General features: G+C 47.9%; 21 protein-coding genes. 4 read left to right on the top strand and 17 right to left on the bottom strand.

Annotation, left to right across the window (positions count from 1 at the left end; all coding sequences use genetic code 11):
* Positions 1-78 precede the first annotated feature (78 nt).
* On the bottom strand, positions 79-1,419 hold the full coding sequence (locus ACODJP_RS09580) for a radical SAM protein (protein ID WP_422480905.1): 1,341 nt from the start codon (positions 1,417-1,419) through the stop codon (positions 79-81).
* A gap of 75 nt (positions 1,420-1,494) precedes the next feature.
* Entirely contained in the window at positions 1,495-1,812 is a 318-nt protein-coding gene (locus tag ACODJP_RS09575) for an SPW repeat domain-containing protein (RefSeq protein WP_117331540.1), read from the bottom strand.
* 144 nt (positions 1,813-1,956) lie between these two features.
* Between ACODJP_RS09575 and ACODJP_RS09570 the strand changes: the two genes are divergently transcribed.
* Positions 1,957-4,389, top strand: a complete 2,433-nt coding sequence (locus tag ACODJP_RS09570; RefSeq protein ID WP_422480902.1) for a LuxR C-terminal-related transcriptional regulator — start codon at positions 1,957-1,959, stop codon at positions 4,387-4,389.
* A 444-nt stretch (positions 4,390-4,833) separates the two neighbouring features.
* Here the strand turns inward: ACODJP_RS09570 and ACODJP_RS09565 are convergent, their stop codons facing one another.
* The 9 genes from ACODJP_RS09565 to ACODJP_RS09525 form a co-directional block, all read right to left on the bottom strand.
* Complete coding sequence (locus ACODJP_RS09565) at positions 4,834-6,015, bottom strand: MFS transporter (RefSeq protein ID WP_422480900.1); 1,182 nt, start codon at positions 6,013-6,015, stop codon at positions 4,834-4,836.
* 16 nt (positions 6,016-6,031) lie between these two features.
* Positions 6,032-6,400 carry a YkvA family protein gene (locus ACODJP_RS09560; protein ID WP_422480898.1) on the bottom strand — a complete coding sequence of 123 codons (369 nt, stop codon included), beginning with the start codon at positions 6,398-6,400 and terminating at the stop codon, positions 6,032-6,034.
* Positions 6,401-6,414: 14 nt separating this feature from the next.
* The gene (locus tag ACODJP_RS09555) at positions 6,415-6,960 is read right to left on the bottom strand and encodes a Chromate resistance protein ChrB (protein WP_422480896.1); all 546 of its coding nucleotides are present in this window, start codon (positions 6,958-6,960) and stop codon (positions 6,415-6,417) included.
* A gap of 293 nt (positions 6,961-7,253) precedes the next feature.
* Positions 7,254-7,478 (bottom strand): hypothetical protein, encoded by a 225-nt coding sequence (locus ACODJP_RS09550; protein WP_422480894.1) that lies wholly within the window; start codon positions 7,476-7,478, stop codon positions 7,254-7,256.
* A 390-nt stretch (positions 7,479-7,868) separates the two neighbouring features.
* Entirely contained in the window at positions 7,869-8,162 is a 294-nt protein-coding gene (locus ACODJP_RS09545; protein WP_422481180.1) for an ATP-binding protein, read from the bottom strand.
* The gene (locus ACODJP_RS09540) at positions 8,149-9,729 is read right to left on the bottom strand and encodes a recombinase family protein (RefSeq protein ID WP_422480892.1); all 1,581 of its coding nucleotides are present in this window, start codon (positions 9,727-9,729) and stop codon (positions 8,149-8,151) included. The genes ACODJP_RS09545 and ACODJP_RS09540 overlap by 14 nt, the downstream gene beginning before the upstream one ends.
* Positions 9,726-11,165, bottom strand: coding sequence for a recombinase family protein (locus tag ACODJP_RS09535; protein WP_422480890.1), 1,440 nt, complete (start codon positions 11,163-11,165; stop codon positions 9,726-9,728). Before ACODJP_RS09535 ends, ACODJP_RS09540 begins: the two co-directional genes overlap by 4 nt.
* Complete coding sequence (locus ACODJP_RS09530; protein WP_422480888.1) at positions 11,146-11,577, bottom strand: RNA polymerase subunit sigma-70; 432 nt, start codon at positions 11,575-11,577, stop codon at positions 11,146-11,148. Before ACODJP_RS09530 ends, ACODJP_RS09535 begins: the two co-directional genes overlap by 20 nt.
* A 110-nt stretch (positions 11,578-11,687) precedes the next feature.
* The gene (locus ACODJP_RS09525) at positions 11,688-11,900 is read right to left on the bottom strand and encodes an SHOCT domain-containing protein (protein ID WP_422480886.1); all 213 of its coding nucleotides are present in this window, start codon (positions 11,898-11,900) and stop codon (positions 11,688-11,690) included.
* Between the two features lie 82 nt (positions 11,901-11,982).
* Between ACODJP_RS09525 and ACODJP_RS09520 the strand changes: the two genes are divergently transcribed.
* On the top strand, positions 11,983-12,171 hold the full coding sequence (locus ACODJP_RS09520; RefSeq protein ID WP_422480884.1) for a hypothetical protein: 189 nt from the start codon (positions 11,983-11,985) through the stop codon (positions 12,169-12,171).
* 248 nt (positions 12,172-12,419) lie between these two features.
* Positions 12,420-12,980 carry a hypothetical protein gene (locus tag ACODJP_RS09515; protein ID WP_422480882.1) on the top strand — a complete coding sequence of 187 codons (561 nt, stop codon included), beginning with the start codon at positions 12,420-12,422 and terminating at the stop codon, positions 12,978-12,980.
* Between the two features lie 142 nt (positions 12,981-13,122).
* On the opposite strand, the gene ACODJP_RS09510 is transcribed toward ACODJP_RS09515, so the two are convergent.
* Positions 13,123-14,022 carry a hypothetical protein gene (locus tag ACODJP_RS09510; RefSeq protein WP_422480880.1) on the bottom strand — a complete coding sequence of 300 codons (900 nt, stop codon included), beginning with the start codon at positions 14,020-14,022 and terminating at the stop codon, positions 13,123-13,125.
* Between the two features lie 90 nt (positions 14,023-14,112).
* Entirely contained in the window at positions 14,113-15,342 is a 1,230-nt protein-coding gene (locus ACODJP_RS09505; RefSeq protein ID WP_422480878.1) for a hypothetical protein, read from the bottom strand.
* Positions 15,343-15,474: 132 nt separating this feature from the next.
* On the opposite strand from ACODJP_RS09505, the gene ACODJP_RS09500 reads away from it, so the two are divergent.
* Positions 15,475-15,675 (top strand): hypothetical protein, encoded by a 201-nt coding sequence (locus ACODJP_RS09500; RefSeq protein WP_422480876.1) that lies wholly within the window; start codon positions 15,475-15,477, stop codon positions 15,673-15,675.
* Positions 15,676-15,884: 209 nt separating this feature from the next.
* Here the strand turns inward: ACODJP_RS09500 and ACODJP_RS09495 are convergent, their stop codons facing one another.
* From ACODJP_RS09495 to ACODJP_RS09480, 4 genes are all read right to left on the bottom strand, one after another.
* Positions 15,885-17,141 carry a radical SAM protein gene (locus tag ACODJP_RS09495; protein WP_422480874.1) on the bottom strand — a complete coding sequence of 419 codons (1,257 nt, stop codon included), beginning with the start codon at positions 17,139-17,141 and terminating at the stop codon, positions 15,885-15,887.
* A gap of 69 nt (positions 17,142-17,210) precedes the next feature.
* Positions 17,211-17,507 carry a hypothetical protein gene (locus ACODJP_RS09490; RefSeq protein WP_422480872.1) on the bottom strand — a complete coding sequence of 99 codons (297 nt, stop codon included), beginning with the start codon at positions 17,505-17,507 and terminating at the stop codon, positions 17,211-17,213.
* A 282-nt stretch (positions 17,508-17,789) separates the two neighbouring features.
* Positions 17,790-18,104, bottom strand: coding sequence for a hypothetical protein (locus ACODJP_RS09485; protein WP_422480870.1), 315 nt, complete (start codon positions 18,102-18,104; stop codon positions 17,790-17,792).
* An 11-nt stretch (positions 18,105-18,115) separates the two neighbouring features.
* On the bottom strand, positions 18,116-19,706 hold a 1,591-nt coding region (locus tag ACODJP_RS09480; protein WP_422480868.1), incomplete at its 5' end, for a hypothetical protein.

Below are 19,706 nucleotides of genomic sequence, written 5' to 3'. Positions count from 1 at the left end.
TTTGCCTATCAGGTCCTTGCGCATCGGTAGGGTCGGTCAGCCGAATATGTTGGGTTCAATCCTTTGCGTTTTCTGAACTTACTTCTCTTGGTATGCCTCCCAAAGACTGTCAGCTATCGGTTCCCAGCTATCAGCTATCGGCTTGCATTTAGCATAGAGCTGTTCTACTGATTCTGAGTCGATCCGTTGGGTGCTTTGAGCCCCCGACTGGTTGACCATATCCAACAACAACTCAGGATTGTCAAACATGGGGCAGGGACGGAACATGTTTGAATTGCATGGCTGATGCTCCCGATATGCCTTGAACAATGGGTTCCTAAGAGCTTCCACGAGAGGTTTGCCATGAATGCTTTCACAGGCATAGTGGATGAATGCACACGGTTCCATGTCACCATGAGAATTGATATGCAAATACCTTCTCCCTCCAGCAATGCATCCATTTACATGGTTACCATCATTCCAGAAATCCAGGACGAAGAGCGGCCTGTGTGCGCGTATCTCCCTAACTCGCTCGAGCATATAGGCCCGCTGTGAAGGGGATGCAACCAAACCGAGTGAGGCTCCTTCACCCACAGGAATGTAGGTAAAATACCACCCAAAGAGGGCCCCCTTTTCCACCATGAACTCTATGAACTCATCAGAACCTACATACTCGGTATTGTGTGCGTGGTAGCAAGTGGAAAAACCAAAGGGCAAGTTCCGTTCACGGAGTAGGTCCATCGCATGGATACATTTCTTCCAAACCCCACTACCCCTTCTTGCATCGGTCATTTCCTCAGTTCCCTCGATGCTGATTAGTGGGATAAAGTTTTTCACACTCAGTAGGTCTTCCGCAAATTCATCGTCAATCAATGTTGCATTGGTAAAGGCAGCAAAGATTGCGTCGTTGTGTTTGCTTGCAAGCTTTATCAGGTCATGTTTACGAACCAACGGTTCACCACCGGAAAAGAGATATGCATAGGTTCCCAGTTCCTTTCCTTCGGTAATGATGCGATCCAAGGTCTGGAAAGAGAGCTCATCAGTTTTCTTGTATTCGGCGGCCCAGCATCCTGTACAGGAAAGGTTGCAGGCAGACGTGGGATCCATCAAGATTGCCCAAGGGATATTCATATCCATTTCTACACGGTTTTTCTCCAACTGTTCAGATCCAAACCAAGCAGCATTGAAGACAAAATTCATGACTATCTTCTCTAGCACCTCGTAGTCTGTCTGGTGGATGATCCTCATGATCAAGCCGTATCCCCCTGATGAGGGGTCTTGAGTAATACGTTTGATCATCTTCCATTGTTTCTCTTGTATTCTTCCCGTTGCTGCTGCAATGGGCTGTGCCCAGTTCACAAGTTTGGGGAGATTTTTCTCTGGGTTTGCATATACAAGTCGCAGACTTGTTCTCAATACGTTCTCGGGAATTGATTTCATGGGTTTGTCCTAGGTGGAGAGAAAGCCAGCAAATTAGCTTCCTCTCCTATGTTTCATAAAAGTTGTTGGTGAATGCTACGCAATCGTCTTCATCGTTTTTGCTTCTAGAATAATCATGATGATGGACACGATACGAAGGTTCCACGCAGCCCAGCCGGTAATAGATGAAATCCAGGGAACGATGAACAACAATACGCTCGCAACAATGAGAATCCATTGAACAGGTTTTGATTCTGGGAGTGAAAGAGCAATTACAGCACAAATGACAATTGCAATAGCAATCACAACACTGAAACCAGAACCTCCTGAGTAGGTGTAGAAGAGCGGAGAAAATGCCGCATACAATCCCAGAACTGCAACTGTCCAATCTTGGGTCCGTTTAAATTTGTCCATGTGTACCTCCAAGTACGTTTGGTCTTGTTTTGTGCTTGAAACGTATCATTGAGCGCCTTACAGAGGTACTGTACGAAGGTACAGTTGTGGTACAGTAACGGTTTGTTGCCTCAACAGAGGTTTCAAACTATACTTACATACCATATGAAAGAAAATGAATCGACCAAAGCGACACTCTCTTCAGTCTCACGAAGCGCTTTGGTGGAAAGGCCTCGATTGGATGAGAAGCTAGCGCTCTCGCTGCACTACCAGACCGCTCTGGTTCATGCACCCCATGGGTATGGGAAGACAACAGCAATAGCCCGATACCTAGCTTCAAGAGAGTACTGTCATGCATACATGCAATGCACTTCTGACGATAACAATCCAAAAACATTTGCTTCCCGTCTGAGCCTTATGCTTATTTCCTTGCTACCAAATGTTACAGAAAGTGAGGACCCTTCTGATGTGCAGTTAAGCCGAATGGTTGAGCTTCTTGGAGAAATCAGTGAACCACGGTACCTCATATTTGATGATGTTGAGTTCCTGAACCATAAGCACATTACATCCTGGTTATCCTTTCTTGCAGCATATCTTCCTGAAACGGTGCATCTCATGCTTATTGGAACAGATATTGCTGTTTTCCCAAAAGCCTCAATGCATCGTGATGCAGTGATGCAAATCAACAGGGATGATCTTGCCTTCACGCAGGAGGAAGGGAGACGTTTAGCTGCATACTTTGCAGATGATATCGATGACGAGGCGCTGGAGCTCATGATCGAGAACACTTGGGGATCCCCACTGTTGCTCAAAGCCTGTTTTGCCAAAGGGGAGATTCAAAACAGTGCACAGGTGGAAGGGAGAAGCCGTGAGCTTGAATCGTATTTCCTCCCCATTTGGGATGAGGTTCCAAAGAAAGCGGAAACAGCACTCGTGTATACTGCTTTGCTTGGAGCATTCTTCCCTGGGAAGGAACAAGAGACCCTCAAGACGGGGGTAATGATTCTGATCGAGAAATCCCTTTTTGTCGAAATGACAAGTGCTGGAGAGGTTCTCATTCACCCTCTTTTCCGTTCCTTTGTGCTCAATCGCGTGAGAGCAGGGAAGAACAGAAGAATTGAACATGCCGTGGCGCAGGCAGTTGCAGATCTTCTTGACGCATCATTATATCGGGAAGCGATAACGATGACCCTTGGGATTGAAGACTATGAATTGGTAGCCAGTCTTCTCGATGAATATTGTGCAAAATTGTTGACAGATGGGAATCTGGATTTTATCACCAGTATCATTGGACAGCTGCCTAAGGTTTCGGTAGAGAGGTATGCTTCCTTAATGCTACTGGAGATACTCAGCGGAATCCGCAAGGGATGGACCGCGAGACATGTGATGGACAGAATTGCCGGGATACAGTCATCCAGGCTAAGGAAGAAAATGCAGGAGGTTGACCTTCTGTCCATCCTTGATGGGATCGACCTCTTGCTCCAACGTGATTTCTATCATGCTGAAAAACTGTTGAACAAGCTTCCTGATGAACTGACTTATCTTCGTCCGCTTATCAGCGTGTTCATTGCTTCCTTACCTCTTGGACCGGAGGAAGATCTTGAACAGGTCTATCACCATCTGCAGGAGACGTTACGAACCATTGGGATCAAGCAATACGATGCACTTTCCATCGTGTTGCTTGGGCAAATAGGGTCCATCCAACTCGAACTCTTGTTGTTTGAGCAAGCAAGGCAATCCTTTGATGAAGCGCTGAGGTTGGGATATGAGGAAAAAGCAGGGTATGCCACTTCATGCAGCATGGCTTGGATAGGTAAGGGATTGCTCTCTCTCTATTCAGGGATGAGAGAGGATGCAGAGGAGTATCTGTTACGAGGACTTGCCTCTGCAAAGGGATATTCATTCTATCTCTCTCTCCATGCACAATTGGCACTTGCTGAGTTCTATATTGTGACTGATCGTCACGAGGAAGCAGTGCGGTTGCTTCGCGACGCAGGCAAACAGGCTAACGAATATGATGTCACCGCCATGGATGACCGCGTCATCGAGGCGATGCATGCCATGTCGCTGAGACGTGTTGGGGATATTCCTGCTCTGGAAATGTGGGTACACAAGTATCAAAGAAAGAACGAGCAGCAGGGCGTCCCGTTTGACCTCTATGAGTTGGAACAGAGGCAGGTCCTCGGGTATTACCAATTGACTGGGCAAACCGAACAGGCAGAGACTCTCTATGTTTCCTTGCAGACGTTGCTGAAGGATAAGCATAGGTTGTTGCATTCGGTTATCCTCTCCCTTGAATATGGTGCATTCGATCTCCAGACGGCTGAGCTTTCCAGGACCCAAGTCAATGAGAGTCATATTTCCACCTTACGGGAGCTCTATGCATCACAGCATGTGCCCAAGAGCTATCTGTTGACTGATCGTGAACTAGAGGTCCTGAAGCTGATAGAAAAGGGATTCCTAAACAAGGAGATTGCACAAATGATACATATCACCGAGCGAACGGTTAAGTGGCATGCTTCTAAGGTCTACGAAAAGTTGCAGGTGACATCAAGAATGGAGGCAGTTTCTGAAGCTAGAAGGATTGGTATCCTGTAGAAGGAAGACCTATATTATCCTGTCATGAATTGGAACACCAAATGATCCTCCGAAATGTTGATACAGAGTATCTCGAACATGTGAGAATATAACTATACAAACAACCGTTGCCCATATTCATTAAGAGAACAATCCGATTGCTACTTCTCGACGAGAGCGCAAGGATGTGTGGCAGTTCTATTAATGTCTGGTAGTGAACCCTCTAATCAATATTATGGATGTTATGCGTAGGCATCTCATCTCTCGAATCCCGTCAAGGCTGACTTTGTCAAAGATACGAGGGTGATGGTATTCCGAATTGAATACCTCATTCGGATTATTACCAATCCTCTGTACATCTAGATACTTTACAGATATCTTTTGTCCATAGATTAAGTCTCCCATAAAGTTCTAATTAAATAAGTTTTCAACCGCTCGTCCTGACCACCTACCTATAATTTCATTTCACAGGATACTGATACAATTAGAAGGGACGTGCCTATTTTTCATGAAGAATAGTAAAATCAAGGCGGCTGCTGACGACATTCCTGAGCCGAATAAAAATGGTGCCGGGGCTCCGATACCATTCCACAACAAACCGGCAATGACACTGGCAGGCAACAAGGCAAGCCCTACAACGGTAGAATGCATTCCAAGCATAGTCCCCTTTAATTCCACTGGCGATATTTCGGCGATATACGCCCGTTCCACACCAACAATCATAGCGGTGTACAGCCCATATAATAAAAAGGCGGCAACAACAACCGCTTGGCTGGAGGCGATGGCAAAACCGAGATATACAACTGAAAAAACCAGGTAGCCAGTGACGAGCAAATACTTTCGCCCAATCTTATCCGACAACCGTCCAAATGGGATTGAGAAAATGGATGCTGTAATATTAAAAATGAAATACAATAATATAACATTTGTGTCTCCGAACCCCACACTTTTTGCACGCAATAGCAGAAATGCGTTTGAAGAATTTCCAAGTGTGAACAAACAGACCACTGCAAGGTACATCTTGAGTTGACTATCCAACTTTTTCATATCTTGCCAGAACGGCTCCCGCTTTTTCATAGTGCGGTCCTTCTTTTTTTCTTTTATGAAAAGGAACATGAAAAGTCCTAGTAGCGCAGGAATGACTGAGAAGGCAAATAGTTTTTTATACACAAAATGCTCCCCTGCATTTTTCAGCAGCAGATAACTTATGAAAATACCAATTGCCGAGCCAGCCATGTCTAGCGCCTTATGGATGCCATATGCTTTTCCCATCTGGTTTTTATCAGCACTTTCGCTCACCATCACATCTCTTGGAGCGGTCCTGATGCCTTTTCCGACGCGGTCGATGACGCGTGCACCTAAAACACCAACCCATGAAGTAGCAAAGATGAGGGCTGCCTTGTAAACCAATCCTGCTGCATACCCGACAAAGGCAACCGGTTTCTTTTTACCTCTTTTATCAGTGATGTATCCGCTGAACACCTTCAATAGACTGGCAAGACTCTCAGCGATACCCTCAATAATGCCGACGAGTACTGGTGTCGCGCCGAATGCGGAGGAGAGATAAAGCGGAATGATAGGGTATACCATCTCCGCACTGATATCAGAAAAAAAACTGACTAATCCCAATACAATGACATTCCACATGTGCGTTCTCCTGGTTTTAAAACCAAATCAATTTGATGATGAAGAAAACGATCAGTAGCCAGATTGCTGCGATTGGCAATGCGTACACCCATTTTTTCGGATTTCCGTCTCGCCATAAGCCTTCGGATTCAATTCTACATTGTTGAAAAACCTCGTGTGGAATCAGTTTGACCGTCAATGCCACAAGCGCAGGCAGAATGATCACATCGTCAAGATACCCTAGCACCGGAATGAAATCTGGAATGAGGTCGATTGGTGAAAAGGCATATATGATGGTTGCTCCTGCGCACATTTTTGCAAATACCGGCGTTTCTCGTTTCCTCAGTGCAAGAAACACGGCTGGAATATCCATTTTCAACTCTTTCGCTCTTTCTCTCATATTCATAGCTCTGGCCTCCCTCACTGAGTACTTTCATAGGATCGCTGATATACTTCGCAACTGAACGTGTCCAATTTTGTACGGCATTGTTCCAGCTTTTCCTCAGCAGAGAGATACAGGGGCGCACCATGAAAATCTCTTTCACGTATTTTTTGATACCAATCGGTCAATTTTTGAAATTCATCCTCATTCTCCTCCAATTCTGCGAATGTGAATTTCCCAAGTCCTGATTCTTTTTCAAGTTCACAAAGCAGGTAGTCGCACTGTTCCAATAGTTCGATGTATTCTTCATCCCTGGCTTGGTTAAAGGCAGCAACGATGCGCTCGGAAGTGCTTTCATTATGAGGAATCATCCGCATAATATAGGACTCACCACCGTTTAGAGTGATTTCTGCAGAGATTTTCTGAAAGAAGGCTTCGTTATTATCATTCATAGGCAAGAACCAGACCGATTGGCCCAGAATGACCGCCCCGCTTTTTTTCAACTTTCTCCACACGCTCACCCTAACACGTGAAGGTTCTTTGGGTAGCGAGTAATTGATAGTCAACCATTCTTGATGTTCCATGTGGTACCTCATACCTCGGAAATGTAATACTGGTTACATTAAAATTGCAAAGGGGAGTGTTTGTCAAGAAATAGAGATACTGATCTATCGATAGGTGGCAACGAAAGGCATCAGGGAATCAGAGGGGTGGCAACCGTGGTGGGGGACCTTCGTATTCTGATATGCTGTGGAAAGCTATGGTGGTAAATAGTTGTCCAAGCCGAACATGGAATATGAATGATGAGGGAATCCTTGTAATGAAAATAGATGAAACTACGTATTTTCAGAAATTGCTTTATCCTTTTGGTCTTGGTTCAATCATTTCGATTCTTCTTTCCATAATAAGCATGAATACGTTTAAAATGCTTGAGAGAAACGGCCATGAATGATCCTGGAAAAACTGTTTTTACTTGCTTATCTACAGTGCTGTTATTGTCGCTCATCCTTTGGGTCCTTGGAAGCATATCCAGGTCTATGCTTCTTCCTGGATTACCAATAAGTTCCCTAATGGCAATAATTCCGGTTGTCGCAGCTATCATTACCGGCTCAAGAAATAGTTCTCTCTCTTATGTTCCCACGGTAATTGTACAATTGGGGGATGTTACAAAAATCAGAAACAAACTATGGATAATTCCCGCTGTCTTTTTGAACCCTCTTATTTTTATTGGGAGCTATATTGGGGGAATTGTCTTTATTGCCGCAATTTTTCATGCATCCATCAATGTCAGTTGGCAATTATTCCCGGTACATGGATCTTATTATGAACCTGCAATTACGGCCACGATAAGTATAATAATCGCGATAGTTCTTATAATGATTGATAGATGGCTTCGACGATAGAATCCAGCCATGCGATCGGAGCAAAATCTGCCACTCGATGGAGTAAACCCTGCCAGGCTTTTTACTTGACAGGGAGGACATTAGAACAATCAGGGTTTCCTTGAGTGTCTCGTTCGCAGATCAGGGCCATCAAGATAGATTGGAAAAGACGCAGCTTGTATCCGTCCTAGGATTGCCTGTCCCAGCGCTACATTACCCAGAACAGTAGGCCAGTATTCCGGTTGAAGCTGAGTGCATACGATAATGGATGTCGAATCGTATCGAAGCTCCATAAGTTCCAACAGAAGGTTAACCCATATCTTCTCAGGTTGTTGGCATAACCATTCATCAATCAGCAACTGTGGGGATCTACTGTATCGCTGACTATAACTACCTTTGGATATCTATACCATTTTTGAAAATGAACCGCACATCCTCTCTACTGTTGATCAAGGCATGATCGGCAAGTGAAAGCCAAAGAGTCTCAGTGAATTCGGTCACCACACCCTCCTGCTTCTTCAAACCCTTGAGAAACAGTTCTGTTTTTGTCTTTCGAGACTTCCGTTCATGTATCGCACCTTCCAAAGCTGTCAATTGCTTGTTGACCTCGGTGTACTCACTGCTAAGTTGTTTGAAACGGTCCTGATATGTGTGCTGGTCCATTGCTACATTGGCATTCTCGGTATTGAGTTGTTCCATGCGTGAGACAATATCGCGACGTTCTACTCTCAGCGCTTCCAGCTGTGCTTCATCTTGGGAAGTGTCGAAGATTTCTTCGGTGATCTTCCCAAAGTTTCCTATGATTTCATCCTTACGAGAGATGATACTGTTGACCGCTTGTACGAACAGGTCCTGCAATGCATCCTCATACAAGTGTGGAGAGCTGCACTTGTGGTGCCGGTCAGCATATTTTTCATTGCACTGCCAGACAATCTTGCGATATTTGCTCTTGGAGTGCCACACCTTCGGCCCGAACAAACCACCGCAGACTCCGCATCGGATACGTCCGGAAAAAACGTGGGTCCCATTCCTCGTCTCCACATGTTGGGCGCGGTACTCGATCTCTTTTTGCACCAGATCGAAGATCTCCGGTGTGATGATGGCCTCATGGTTCTTTTCTACATAGTATTGGGGGACTTCCCCTTTATTCACTATTGGCTTTTTGGTAAGAAAATCAGCGATGTAATACTTCTGTAGCAGTGCATCTCCCTTGTACTTCACATTGGTCAGGATATGTTTCACCGCAGAGGCATACCACTCGCTATTACCGGTACCGGTTTTATGTCCTTCGCTTTTCATGCGCTTTGCAATCCCATGGAACGTCAAACCTTGTAGGAATAGTGAAAAGATGTACCGCACCAACTTCGCTTGCTCGACATTCACTACTAAGTTGCCATCAGGACCTTTGTCGTATCCAAGGAACCGAGTGTAGCATACCGTGACCTGTCCATCGGCGAATCGCTTCCTACGACCCCATTTTACGTTCTCGGAGATACTGCGTGATTCTTCCTGGGCGAGGGAACTCATGATCGTGATCAACAGTTCTCCCTTGCTGTCAAAGGTCTTTATCGATTCCTTTTCAAAGTAGACCTCCACTTTGTGTTCTTTGAGCTTTCGTATTGTCTGTAGGCTATCCACGGTATTGCGTGCGAAGCGACTGACGCTCTTGGTGACGATCAGGTCGATCTTGCCTGCAAGCGCGTCATCGAGCATCCGCTTGAAGCCCTCTCTCCTGTTGGTACTGGTACCACTGATGCCCTCATCGGTATAAATACCGACGAACTCCCACTCGGCATTTGCCTTGATCATACTCGTGTAATGATCCACCTGCGCTTCATACGATGCGTATTGGTCATCACTATCAGTGGAGACGCGGGCATAGCCGGCGACCCGGCGTTTTGGCGCGAAGGAATCCGTAGCCTGCCCAGTGGAAAGATCCCGTACTGCCGGGATGACACGTACTGCTCTCATGATGGTACCTCTCTGTTGTTATTTACTTGTTGTTGTGCCAATGCCCGTCGGTGTTCCCATGCATCGCGCTTGGCGGTGTTTTCCCAAGGAGTAGTGAGCACCTCGCTGGAGGTGAGATGTAACTCAAGGGTATCGAAAAATGCCACGATATGATCGATATGGTTGTCAATCCAAGCCTCTTCGAAAGGATCATCCGGTGATGCACCAGCTAACGGTGCGAGAAAGGAAGCGCATACCTGGCGTAGAGTATAGACCGGTAGGCTCTTGGACGGACAAGCCTTTGCTCCCTGCTTCCTTTTATGGGAACATTGATAGTGACCTTGTTGGAATTGGGTGAGTTCGCCGGTGCGGGAGTAAGGGGTGAAGGTGAACGTACTACCACAATAGGCGCAGATGATCTTGCCGGTGAAGCAGGTGGCACGTCGCCATCTCACCGCACCTGATCGGCGTCGGCGTTCACGCTCGGCTTCCACTTTCTGGTGCAACTGTTCGTCAATGATTACCGGGTGGGTGCCTTGCACCTCAAACTTTGGAAGCTCTCCTCGGTTTATCTGCTTACGGTGGGTGATGTGGTCGTCGACAAAAGTCCTCTGTAGGATGCTGAACCCACGGTATTTCTCCTGATCGAGGATCCGATGGATCGAAGTCTTACCAAATGGAAGACCTTTTCTATTGAAGATGCCCTGCCTTGCCAAAGCATCAGAGATTTCGGTGAGCATCATGCCGTCGGCGAAAGCGCGGTACATGAACCGAATCGCCTCAGCTTCCTTTTCGATGATCTCGAAATGGTCCTCAACCCACTGGTATCCATAGATGTTGTAGGCAAGGAAGCGCCCTTGGGAGAATCGTTTACGAATACCCCATTTGACGTTCTCACTGATCGAATAACTTTCTTCCTGTGCATAGGAAGCGAGGATGGAGAGCATCAGCTCCCCATCACCGGTGAGCGAGTCGATATTTTCCCGCTCAAAACGCACCGAGATGTTGCGTTCCCTCAGGCTTCTCACAGTCTTGAGCAAATCGACGGTATTGCGCGCAAAACGACTGATGCTCTTGGTGAGGATGATGTCGACCAACCCCTTCTCGCAATCGGCTATGAGCCGCCTGAACTCGCTGCGATGTTTCACCCCCGTACCGGATATCCCTGCATCCGCATACACCCCGGCATACTCCCAAGAGGGATTGGCTTGGATGAGCGCACTGTAATGGCTGATTTGGGCTGCTAGAGATTGCATCAACTCGTCCGAGTCGACCGAGACACGTGCATAGGCTGCCACTCGCTTTTTGGATGGCATGGCTGCCACGATGCGCTCAAGCTTGATGACCTTGTGTCTTTGGGATGAGAACTTGTCCGTATGACCGGTTATCGCACCGAAAGTTTCGCGGTTGCCAAGGGTCGCATCATGATCGAGCAGGTCATACCGTGCTTGTTGCATTGTCGTCCTCCTGATAGTATCTATCGTTGATGTAGCACTCGTGGCTGCAGTACTTCCTATCGGCTTTTCCGTACGAGGAGAACTGTTTGCCGCAGGTGGGGCAGGTGAAGTGGTACAATGCCTTGGAGGAACGATCAACCAGATATACGTGGGAGTTCCACCACTTCTGACTGCATGCTTTTGAACAGAATATCTTTTTCTTGCGTTTGGGAATCTGCTCGATAGGTGTTCCGCACTGCTTGCACAAGCTGTTGGCCATAGGGCTTGGGAGAATATCTAAACCTTTCTGCACGGCACGCACACAGTAGGTCTTCACCGTCCCCGCGTTCAGTGAAAGCGCGCTTGCGATGTGCTTGTAGGTGCAGCCATAACGGCGCATTTCGTGGATTTGTTTTTTTTGGATCTCAGTCATGTGTTGCCTCCATTTAGCGTATTTACCAATTCCATAAGGTATATAGGATTATATATCTTTATACCCTAAAAATAATTGTGTTGTATCAATCACTCACAAAGACTAGATAGTCAACCGGCTTCAGCCAACAATTCGCCGATAGGCGGTCGGTATTTCTGAAGCAGGAGGATCTTGGCTTTATGGACTTCCTCATTGGTTAGGAGCGTCTGTTGCAGCAACCCCTCAGTGATTGACTTACAGATTTGGTAGTCCAGCTCCCTGGCAAACAGGCCATCGTCCATCGGTGAGCTCTCGAAGGTTGCAGTAGTTGATGTTTCACCCATGGTTGCATATCCCTTGGGTTAGTTTCATATGAGTTTCGGTCATCGAATCCTCCCTATCTCTTGGCGGAAAACCGTACCCTCGATGCACAAAGCCCTCCTCAGCCTTGGTGGAATCGGAGCAGATAGCGTCTTGGATAGGGGATCCCGCTCGAAGGCTCCTGGAGCCTCGATACCTTCCGGATGTGAGGATGGATTTGACCGATGGAAATGTGGAGAAGTTTTCGGATTGAGAGAGGGTCCCCTTTTGATATCCTTTGCATCTCTTGATTGAGGTGTTCGTATTTACGTGTTAAACTAAGGCCTTTAGCCAATCAACAGGAAAGAATCGACATTTGTAACCTATGTAGAGTTAGTGGGATACAAAAAGAAGCTACTGTTATAATTTTTTAAGTATTGTTCACGAGGCTTTAGCATACAGTACGATGAGGAGGAAACGATGCTAGGGCTTTGAAAAGTGTGCGTACACAATCGGAATATAATACTTGCTAGCAGGAAACCAATAGGAGAAAGGAATAATACATGAGCGAAGTATTAAGGGCTAGGCAACGCAAAGAGTATCTTGAGGTTGATGTAAGGAGTATAGATAGTTCTATTGCTATCATGAATCATTTTGACAGACTTCAAGGAACCGGTATTATATACGAGTCACTGCTCCTGAAAAATGCATTATCTGTGCGGATTTTTGGGCGTAAATACTCCATTGCATTATTCGTTGGAAAATCACAACCGAGCGATTACCTTGCCTCAGAGGAGCATTTAAAAGTAAGTACAACATTTTCCGATTTGCGACAGCTGTCGAAAGAATTACATGAGTTCTCAAGTACAGATACTAAAAATGTTCCACAGAGAACCGTTTTCTATCCGGTATTAAGAACCATCAGATATCATTCACGGCAAGGCAGTGTTGAGACAAATCGGAAACTTGCTTTGAAAGTTCCCTTACTTTTTTGCGCACAAAATAAGTTGAACAGGATAGGGTATGGTGATAAATGGTCCTGGGGAGTGCGAATTATAGAAGGAACCAGATATGGTGAGACGAATACCTACTACGTAACACATCTCGAGGTTCGTCCATGTTAGGATTCATAATAGGATGAAGTGGTAAATATGAACTTTCCTACGTAGTATACAGGTGGCCAAGTCGTTAGTTCTTTTCTATAGTCACTTTTTGTATGGCAGATAATTCTGGTTCATTTTCATATGTTTCTCTAATTGGAGTGCTTTATCCTAAGATTGTTCCTGTTGGCTTCACCGGGGAGATTTTTACCTTCTCTAGCATTTTTCGAGTGTCATGAACTATGATCTCGAACATTGAGGGTTTTTCTGGATAGGACATGGGGAATCTCAGTTCAATATTCTTTGGAAACCTCAGTTTAAGAAAATCTTGGATGGAAAGAGCATGCGCAATATCACTGATATCGCCGATGTTGATCATCAATGCTTCGGTTGACTTGATTAGAGAATTAGAGAAGTCCATTGAATATAGGTTGGGTTCCAATAATCCGATTGCCAGTCTCAACTCATTCTGATAAGCATACCGTTGTTGCTTCCAAAATAAAGGTTGTAGCTTTCTGGTTTCTCGATAATCGTAGTAGTGGACTTCATCCATAAGAAATTGCATCAACTCGCCGTGGTCATTAAGGATTTGTCTTAAAAGTCTTTGGAGAAAAGTATCCATGTCTTTAATGATGATGGCTGTGTCACCGAAACTCTGTATCCGCTGGTCTGGGTAGAAGAAAAAATTATGCTCTTGATCAAACTGCATTTCATACAATGAGTAGATTTTGTAATACCTAAGATCCTCGGCATCAATGTCAGTGATATCATGGATGATATCAAGAAAATCGGGGTCACCGTCTTTGAGAAATGCATGATCTTTGGGATTTTTATAGGTAGCCATCGCTCCTTCATGCAAGTCACCACGATACGAGTTCTTTACTGATTCACATTGGTTCTGGTCAAGTGCGCTCCAACTACCAAAATTATGTAGGGATTGCATGAACACTTCACCAGCAAGCAATCGGTCTGCCCATTCTCGGTCGGTAATCTTAACAGGGATAAATGGAGTTATTGACAATATTTCTTCCTCCGCTTCAGCTATCACTAATCTACAGTATATCATGGTTTAACCGTAGACAGGTGTGATCGGTTGGAACGTACTGGATATTGAACCATATGGGATCCTGATGTACTACGGGTTTTAATTTCTACCTCACAAGATGAAAAAATACTGATCCGACAAATCGAACTTGGGCAGCTTCCATGACCGGCAATCGTTCTTCTCGAGGAACTGCTGGGCCCAATCAACCCACTTGGCGAAATCCGAGTCGGGATAGTTTTCTCCCAACCGACGCTTGCCTTCTTCAGTGATCGCTGTGATGTAGTCTTTGATACGATTGATGTTGACTAGCCGTTCGGTTTCCTCTACGAGTGTCTTGATCCTGGAATTTTCCATCTGTTGCAACCGTTCCCGCTCACGTCTTGCCTCTTCCTCAATCAGCCATTTCTTATGCCTGATCTCGTCTTGTGCAGCATTTTCCTTTTTCATGGTCGCAATGTGTATCATGTTGATGATGAATTCGTGTATCTGATCTTCGATTTTGAGGGCCTTTCCCTCCTGCCACGTGTGGCGAGCATAGCTTTCATAGGGAGAGGTGAGGATCTCGAAGCTGAGTTTTCCTGATGGCACATATTCAAAAGTCGAATAGCTACTCGTCCGGTGTTCCGGTGCGAGTTCCCGCTTATGAGATTTTTCGGTGATCCTGAAGATGATGTAGGTATCGAGTACCTTTGCATAGATCGGGACGGGCTCTCTCATGGGAAACCCATAAGGGACTTCCTGTTTCTCCTTCGGCTTTGGTCCGATTCGGTACCCTCGTGCATCCAAGGCGTCACAGAGGATTTGCAGGATCGCCAGCGCACGGGTGATGTTGTCAGGTCCAACGCTTACTTCAAAAGCTTCGTCATTGCTGGAGATGCATTTGCCGCGTTCAAAATGCCCCGGCTTTTTCCTCAATGAATCTTGCAGCTTCCGTTCGGTGTTGAGCACATACGGGTTGGTCAGCTTGACATCAGCTCGATAGACGATTTTCATCTCCGCCTGGGCTTCTTTTTGCAATATCTCCTGTTCAAGGATGAAGGCTTCGGGAACCAGACGTTCAGCTATCGATTTCTTGGGAGATTCGGGAGCCTTGGGCGGTCGGGACATTCTTCTCACTAACGGGCATGTGTCGAATGGAGGAAGGGGCTCCTTCTTCATTTTCAATCCACTTTGGATTTTGCTCCAATAGCCCCTCCCCGGTAGTGGGATATGCATCTTCCGGCAGGTCTTCGCGATTGCCACATCGGAGACCCCATAGCGTTTGGCCACTTCTAAAAGCGGCTCTGCCCACACCTGGTCATAGAGTGTTTCCCTGTTATAGTAGTCAGTTCCATTCCACATAGTATCACCTTCCTGTGATTGAATATAACAGGTTTTTTCTCTGGCTCAATAGTGAAAAACCGAGGATACTGCTTATACGCTATCGTATCCAGTGATGAGACCTTTGTAAGCATTGGTTTCAAGGAGGTGTGTATGGATGTAAGAAAAGGGCAGGGAATGCACGAGAAGGCATTGAGGGAACTCGTACAATGGATAGATCAGGAGATCAAGCCGATCGATCATGGGGAGGTTCATCTTGTGTTCAAGATACGTGACCATCAGGTGGCGCTCATTGAAAAGACGAAGATCGTAAAGGAAAAACCTTCGGACTATCATCACTATTATAGTTTATAAAAGGTCAGGGATTTCCCTATTTCAAGCAGGTGTTGCACGAATGCGCCCCCTGTCGGAAAGATAGACACTCCATGTACCTGTTACGATTTAGATTCGCTACAGTCCAAGACATGAAAAAAACTCCCCAGCCTGTGGATATTCCACATAGCCAGGGAGTAATACTGTTCACTGTTATGATTATAGGGTAAGGCCAAATCAGCGAAAGCTCATCATCCGATCCCATGCCTGTTCCCTTTCTCTCTGGATTCGTTTGCCCAGTCGATAGGTTCCAATCCCTCGAGCCGGTTGTACTCGTCCCAATACCTTCTGGCCCATTTGACCAGCAGCTTGGTGATCTCACAGATGTAGGTGGTCCGTCTGAACTCACCGAATTCGGAATAACAGCCTCCGATGCAATACGAGCAGGCGCTCTCCACTTCGCAGGTCCTGCACTTTTCATCGATTGAGCAATTGGCGCGATAGGCACCTTCGCGCACTCTCAGAAAGTTCTCCTTGTGGGTGAACCCTTCCTTGGCGGTCCCGACGATGAACTCTGCCTTGTCGATTTGGGTATGCGGCAGCCATCTGATGCACGGATAGATCCTACCGTCCACCGAGAGGGCAGGCATGGCTCCGCTTCCGCAGTGGCCGGTACAGTCCCAGTCAGGCCCTGTGGACAGATGCGCGTAACCGAATTGCTCCTTGCTGAGCATGCTCCAGAACAGATCGTCGCGATGCTCAAGCACATAGGCGGTGCACTTTTCCATCTGACGGTCCAACTCCTCATAATCAGCCTGGATACACCCCGTATCCTCCATGATGAAGTTCTGGTTGATGTACCGCAGTCCCAGCTCTTCGTGCAGATACACCAATGAGTCGTAAAGGTAGGGGATGCTCTGGCGGTTTGCGGTGGACTTTGTCTGCATCGACTGGATCGGGAAGGTCTTCTTATACCACGGCCAATGGCGGATGATACTCTGCATCGAACCGGACCCATCGGGGAACACCCGGTTCGCATCATGGATCTCAGGACAGCCATCCAGCGATATGCCCACCAGCAGAAGGTCCTTGTACTTCTCGCAGAACCGCCTGGCCTGCTCGGAGAAGAGGGTGCCATTGGTGGAGATGGAGAAATGGAGCTTGCCCCGCCAGTTCTTGGCATTGGGGGTGTCGGTGGTCATCACCTTGGCCAGCGTGTATGAGCAGATCTCGTCCAAAAACGGCACATCCATGAAGCTGTCGCCACCGATGAAGTCCACAACCAACCCTTTCTGGTAGGCCTTGCGGAACACCGGATCAGGATCATCGAGTAGCCCTGCAGGATCGGGGTCGGTGAGGATGTGGTCGATGAAGGCCTTTGCATCCTCCATCGAAAGCGTCCTTTTTCTCTTGTGCACCTCATAGCAGTAGGTGCACCTGAGGTTGCAGTCTTCGGTGGTGTTCAGCGTAACGTTAAACAATCCTGGTTCTCTAAAGGGAATGAGCATATCAGCCTCCAATGCGTGATGAGTTCGAGCAGCCGCTCGAGCAGGAATTCTTGCATGCACCTGAACAGTTCACGTTGCAGCTGGCGTTGCAGTTGGTACTGCAGGATGTACAGCCCGAGCAGGCACTTTGGCAATTGCCAGTGCATCCACCACAGCCGCGACATCCTCCGCATCCACTGCATCCATGGCACGAAACACACCACAGTCCCCCTTTGCAGCTGTAACAGTTGCCCGAGCATCCGCTGCAGCCAGAACAACCGCTGCACCCGGTGCACGATCCAGTACACCCTCCTGTGCAGTTGTGGCAGCCGTTGTAGCACGTCGAGGTGCACGTGTTGCTGCAATTGGCACAGCCGCGCAGATCATTGATGTCCTGTTTGTACTGGTCGATCTGGTTCAGCAGATTGGCGCTGATCAGGCTCCCCGTTGCAACCGATGAGATGGGGTAGGTAGTGTACAGAAGCGCGCGGGTATTACCCTGCAGCGCATCCTTCATGCTGTTCATGTCCGAAGCCTTCATGGGAAGACCGATGGCGAAACCGGAGGGAGGCGAGAACACATAGTAACCTGAGTAACGTTGGTAGCCGTTGACGCGGAAGGCCTCCTGGATTGCCTCGAAGCGGCTTCTGATATCATTATAAGTTCCCATCACGGCTCCTCATGGGCAAAGCACTCGCCGTTGATCACCAAAAGCTCGCCTTCGGGGTAGTTGTAATTGCTACGGACGCGGCGTTCCCAGGTGGCATACAGGAACCTGCCCTCCGCCATCTCGTCGAAGACCGCCTTGAAGTAGGCGTAGATGTCCCTGTCCTGCTCGAATCGGTAGGATGCGTACACATCTGCCTTCAGGGCGGTCTGTGCAGTATTGATCTTGTCGATCGCCAGTTGCATGTCGGCGATCTCACTGTCGTCCAAGATGAAGGGCAGCTTGGTCAGCTGCCGTCCACATTCATTGCATTGCATGGTTGTTCCTCCTAGTTCCACACAGCCCCCCACACCTTGTTGGGGGTGCCTTGTGCATTCACATTTCCCGTCACATTACCGGTGACATTACCGCTCACATTCCCACTCACGCTCCCTTGCAGATTCCCATGAAACGTGTTCGCATGGACATTCGCATACGGATTCGAGGACACGCCGATATCAAATTGGCTGGCTTGTTGGGGATACAGGGCCTTGGTGTACGCTCCCTTCGCCTCGGCGATCACGGTGAAGGAGATTGAAAGGGCTGAGAACAGGTCGTTGCTGCGGATGCGAGAGGTCGCTCCCCCGGCACTGGTTATCGTCAAACTGGTTCCCGACCAGCTTACGATCGCAGGACTGGATGCAGGACTTTCGATGCTGTTGTAGATACGGTTCCAGGCAATGGCGATGCTTTGGAACATGTCGAACGCCCCGGCAGCCACCTGGGTGCCGGCTTTGAAGATGCCTGCGAACTTGTAGTAGAACGAGCCTAGAGCTGCAGAGAGGTTGGTCCCATCGAAGATGAACGTACCGGCATAATAATCCTTGGCTGTGGTATGGCTGCTGATCTTTGCCCCCTGTCCATCCAGCAGATTAATGCCCACATCGTAGGCGCTGTAATTGTAGGCTGCACTGAGTGTCCCCGCCGTATAGGAAGTGGGTGTTGCCGCATTCAGCGTCAGGGCACTGAGATACCCCGCGCTGTCGATGGCGTAGAACACCCGCTGTAGCGTGGTACCCGTCGAAGCGGGATTGGCTCCACTGGCGGCATAGACGGCAGCTCCCATCTTGGTGGGCGTGTAGCCCAGGGAGCGTTTGGACCAGGTGGTTCCTCCGTTTCCCGAGACATAGTAATACGCACTGCCGTATTCATAGGCGATGAAGAATCCGTTGCCCCAAGCTATGCCGCTGGGGCACGTGCTGGCGATATTGATCGCACTCCAGTTCTGCCCATCGGTGCTTCGATACACCGATGCTGATGAGAGGGTGACATAGCTGACCTGGATGTAGACGCCGTTTCCGTATGCGATGCGCGAGTTCATGAAATCGTTATTGTTGGATGGGAAGGGATGGGCACAGGTGAAGCCTGCAGCTGTCCACCCGCTTCCGTTGGTCGAGCGTTTCCAATCGGAGGCCCCTCCGCCAAGCACATGGGCGTAAAAGTATCCATTGGCGAAGAACAGGTTGTCATAGGCTTCGCTGGACAGCTCGCTCCACGAGGTGCCGTTCGCACCACCGGAGAGCACGCGGCGTTGGACCGAGCCCGAACAGATCGCCAGGAAGATACCGTTGCCGAATGCCAGACCGAGGGAAGATGGATAGGCGGTGCTTAGCGAATAGGATGAGACCGAACCCACGTTCCCGGTGGGAAAGGACTTGAGTGTCGAGCCCCACGCGACTACCATCCTGCCGTTTCCTGAAGCTAAAAATGGCGTTGCAGGAGAGGTCGAGCTGATGCCCGATACCCGTCCGGTCGTACAACTGCCTGGGTCATACAAGGTGCCGCTGAGCACTTGGCGTACCGTGACCGTCTTGCCCGCAACCGTCGCATGATCGAGTGTGCGACTGTCGTAGTCGGTCCAGGTGCCCCCTCCATCGAGC

The organism is Pleomorphochaeta sp. DL1XJH-081, assembly GCF_049310885.1.
In the GTDB taxonomy this organism is placed as follows: Bacteria; Spirochaetota; Spirochaetia; order Sphaerochaetales; family Sphaerochaetaceae; genus CAYZJV01.
The sequence above is the reverse complement of the archived record's forward strand: the minus strand, read 5'-3'. Positions and strand labels throughout refer to the sequence as shown.